The organism is Paenibacillus sp. PL91 (genome assembly GCF_012935325.2).
GTDB lineage: Bacteria > Bacillota > Bacilli > Paenibacillales > Paenibacillaceae > Pristimantibacillus.
Window position 1 is genome coordinate 1 of sequence record NZ_JABBYG020000072.1, and the last position, 850, is coordinate 850.

General features: G+C 38.6%; 1 protein-coding gene. It reads left to right on the forward strand.

Translation table 11 applies throughout. From position 1 onward, the window contains the following. The first annotated feature begins 136 nt into the window (after positions 1-136). Positions 137-721 carry an imidazoleglycerol-phosphate dehydratase HisB gene (hisB, locus tag HI950_RS35410; protein ID WP_411268203.1) on the forward strand — a complete coding sequence of 195 codons (585 nt, stop codon included), beginning with the start codon at positions 137-139 and terminating at the stop codon, positions 719-721. The last annotated feature ends 129 nt before the right edge of the window (positions 722-850 follow it).

Below are 850 nucleotides of genomic sequence, written 5' to 3' on the forward strand. Positions count from 1 at the left end.
TACATAACTTTACATTATCACTTTATTACGTTAATCTATTAGAGAAGTAAAGTGATAAAGGATGCGGTCTTAATCGAATTCATTCGGCTAGCAATACCAAAAGGCAATACCTCAGTTAAGAAGGGAGTTTGTTATGGTGCGAGAGGCATTAATTAACAGAAAAACAAAAGAAACAGAAATTAAACTGGAGCTTAATCTCGATGAATACAGTGAAGGCAACATCAACACGGGAATTGGATTCTTTAACCATATGCTCAAGCTATTTGCTTTTAGGGCAGGAATAAAACTAAATGTGAATTGCAAAGGTGATTTAGAGATAGATGGGCATCACACGGTTGAGGACATTGGAATATGCTTGGGGCAAGCAATCAAAAAGGCTATAGGGGATAAAAAAGGAATAAACCGTTATGGTAGTTCGCGTATACCTATGGATGAGAGCTTAGCATTAGTGGATTTGAGTATATCTAATCGCTCTTTTTTAGTGTTTAACGTGGAAATGCCGTCAACACGAGCAGGCGAGTTTGAAACCGAACTAACCGAAGAGTTTTTTCTCGCTGTAGCGCATAATAGCGGGATAACCATGCACATCAATTTGGAATACGGCAGAAATACACACCATATAAATGAGGCAATTTTCGTGGCATTCGGCGATGCGTTGAAGAAAGCAATTAGGATAACAGGCGATGTTATTCCGTCTACGAAGGGTACGTTATCATTATGAAAAAAATATGTATAGACGCTTACGTGTAAAAAATTATGGGGGAGGAATTTGTTTCATTGGACATCTGACGATTACGCTAACGGGGAACGATAGTTCAATAAAAACACGGAAGCAGCCGACCACAATGAT